Source organism: Novosphingobium sp. CCH12-A3, assembly GCF_001556015.1.
GTDB lineage: Bacteria > Pseudomonadota > Alphaproteobacteria > Sphingomonadales > Sphingomonadaceae > Novosphingobium > Novosphingobium subterraneum.
Genome location: NZ_LSIA01000283.1, coordinates 1 through 2532, shown reverse-complemented (window position 1 = coordinate 2532; position 2532 = coordinate 1). Strand labels below are relative to the sequence as shown.

General features: G+C 65.6%; 3 protein-coding genes. All 3 read left to right on the top strand.

From position 1 onward, the window contains the following. Nucleotides 1-86 precede the first annotated feature (86 nt). Entirely contained in the window at nucleotides 87-455 is a 369-nt protein-coding gene (locus AX703_RS22570) for a transposase (protein ID WP_062347435.1), read from the top strand. Next, nucleotides 452-793, top strand: coding sequence for an IS66 family insertion sequence element accessory protein TnpB (tnpB, locus tag AX703_RS22565; RefSeq protein ID WP_231735664.1), 342 nt, complete (start codon nucleotides 452-454; stop codon nucleotides 791-793). Before AX703_RS22570 ends, tnpB begins: the two co-directional genes overlap by 4 nt. A 61-nt stretch (nucleotides 794-854) precedes the next feature. Next, nucleotides 855-2498, top strand: coding sequence for an IS66 family transposase (locus AX703_RS22560; RefSeq protein ID WP_062347433.1), 1644 nt, complete (start codon nucleotides 855-857; stop codon nucleotides 2496-2498). Nucleotides 2499-2532 lie beyond the last annotated feature (34 nt).

Sequence of the window (2532 nt, the reverse complement as noted above, 5' to 3'; positions counted from 1 at the left end):
CGTAATCGTCCGGCGGGACCCGCCTTGCTTGGCGGGGGAGCGATCGGTCTTAAGCGTGCTCCTTTTTGTGCGCTTGGGAGCGGTCGATGGGGCATATCACGGTGTTTTCGGGGCCGGTACGGCGCCGGCGTTGGAGTGAAGAAGAGCGGCTGCAAATTCTGACCGAGGCGTTTTCGCCGGGGGCCTGCGTCGCCGAGGTTTGCCGACGGCACGATATCTCGTCGGCATTGATCTACACTTGGCGGCGCAAGATCCGCGAAGTGCAAGCCGATACGACCTCGGACATGTCGCCGGCGCCGAGCTTCGCTGAGGCTGTGGTCGTGGAGGACGAGGGAGCAGCCCGCCCAGGTCTGCAACCCGCGATGATTGTCGAGCTGGCGCGCGGTAAGCGGGTGAGCATCTTCGCATCGGCCTCACCTGCGCAGGTGGCTGCAGCACTGAAGGCGGTGCGGTGATCCCGGCGGGTGCGCGGGTGTGGATCGCGATGGGCCACACCGATATGCGTCGCGGGATGCAGAGCCTGGCCGCGATGGTGCAGCACAATTTCTCGCGCGACCCGTTTGCCGGCGATCTCTGGGTCTTCCGGGGCCGCAGCGGCACGTTGGTGAAGATCATTTGGCACGACGGGATCGGCATGTCGCTTTACGCCAAGCGGCTCGAGAAGGGCCGCTTCATCTGGCCCTCGGCGAAGGACGGTGTGGTCTCGCTGACGAGTTCGCAGCTTGCCTGCCTGCTCGACGGGATCGACTGGCGCAACCCGCAGTATTCCTGGCGGCCACAGAGTGCCGGATAGCTGGTAAAGTCGGCGCATTTCCGGCTTGATTGGAGGGGCTGACGATGATTCACTCCCTCTCATGGAAGCCGTCGTTTCGCCCCTTCCGAACAACGTGGAAGCGCTTCAGGCGTTGCTCGCGATGGCGACCCAGAGGGCGGATGAAGCGGAGGCCGCTCTGGCCAATGCCCGCGCCCGCGAGACCGCAGCCGAGGCGATGATTGCGCATCTCAAGCTGCAGAATGCCAAGCTGCGGCGTGAGCAGTATGGCGCCAGCGCCGAACGCACCGAGCGGCTGCTCGCACAGTTCGAGCTTGAGCTTGAGGATCTCGAAGCCGACGCGGCGGAAGACGAACTCGCCGCCGAAGCTGCCGCGGCGAAGACGACCACCGTCGTCGCGTTCGAGCGCAAGAAGCCCGTCAGGAAGCCGTTTCCCGATCACCTCCCGCGCGAACGTGTCGTAGTTTCCACGCCGTGCTCGTGCCCAGGGTGCGGCAGCAACCGGCTTTCCAAGCTCGGCGAGGATGTGACCGAGACGCTGGAAGTGATCCCGCGCTCGTGGAAGGTGATCCAGACGGTGCGCGAGAAGTTCGCCTGCCGGGACTGCGAGAAGATCACGCAGCCGCCGGCCCCGTTCCACGTCACCCCGCGGGGATGGGCCGGCCCCAGCTTCCTCGCCATGCTGCTGTTCGACAAGTACGGTCAGCATCAGCCGCTCCACCGGCAGGCCGAGCGCTTTGCCAGCGAAGGCGTGCCGCTCAGCGTCTCGACGCTCGCCGACCAGATCGGCGCGGCCTGTCTCGCGCTCATGCCCATCTATCAGTTGATCGAGGCCCACACACTGGCCGCCGAGCGCCTGCACGGCGATGACACCACCGTGCCGATCATGGCCAAGGGCAAGACCATCACCGGGCGATTGTGGGACTACGTGCGCGACGATCGACCCTTCGGCGGTAATGATCCGCCTTCGGTCGTCTTCTACTATTCGCGCGACCGGCGCGGCGATCATCCACGGCGCCATCTTGCGGCCTGGACGGGGATTCTGCAGGCGGACGCCTATGGCGGCTACAACGAGCTTTACGCTCCGAACCGGCAGCCGGGGCCGATCCTCGAGGCTGGATGCTTCGCCCACGCGAGGCGGAAATTCTTCGAGCTGGCCGACGTCGAGGGCGCGGCGCGCAGAAAGAGCCGCGGCGAGAAGGCCGGGACCGTCTACCCGATCGCGCTTGAGGCCGTACAGAAGCTCGATGCCCTGTTCGCCATCGAGCGCGGCATCAACGGCAAGAGCTCGGCCGAGCGCCTCATCGTCCGCCAAGAACTCAGCGCGCCGCTGATGGCCGAGCTCCACGAATGGCTGAACGCACAGTTCGCCCGGATCTCGCGCAACCACGATCTCGCCAAGGCGATCAACTACATGCTGCGTAGGTGGGACGCGTTCACCCGCTTCCTCACCGACGGCAGGGTTTGCCTCTCAAACAACGCCGCAGAACGGTCGCTGCGTTGCGTACCTCTCGGGCGCAAGGCGTGGCTGTTCTGCGGCTCCGACCGAGGTGCTCAGCGAGCGGCGGTCGCTTATTCGCTGATCCAGACCTGTCGCCTCAACGACGTCGATCCCCAGGCATGGCTCGCCGACGTCCTCGCCCGCATCGCAGACCATCCCGTCAGCCGGATCAACGAGTTGCTCCCGTGGAACTGGCAGGCCGCTCGGGTCGCTCTCGCCGCCTGATTTAGCTTCGCCGCGGTCCTCGGCGTATGCTTAC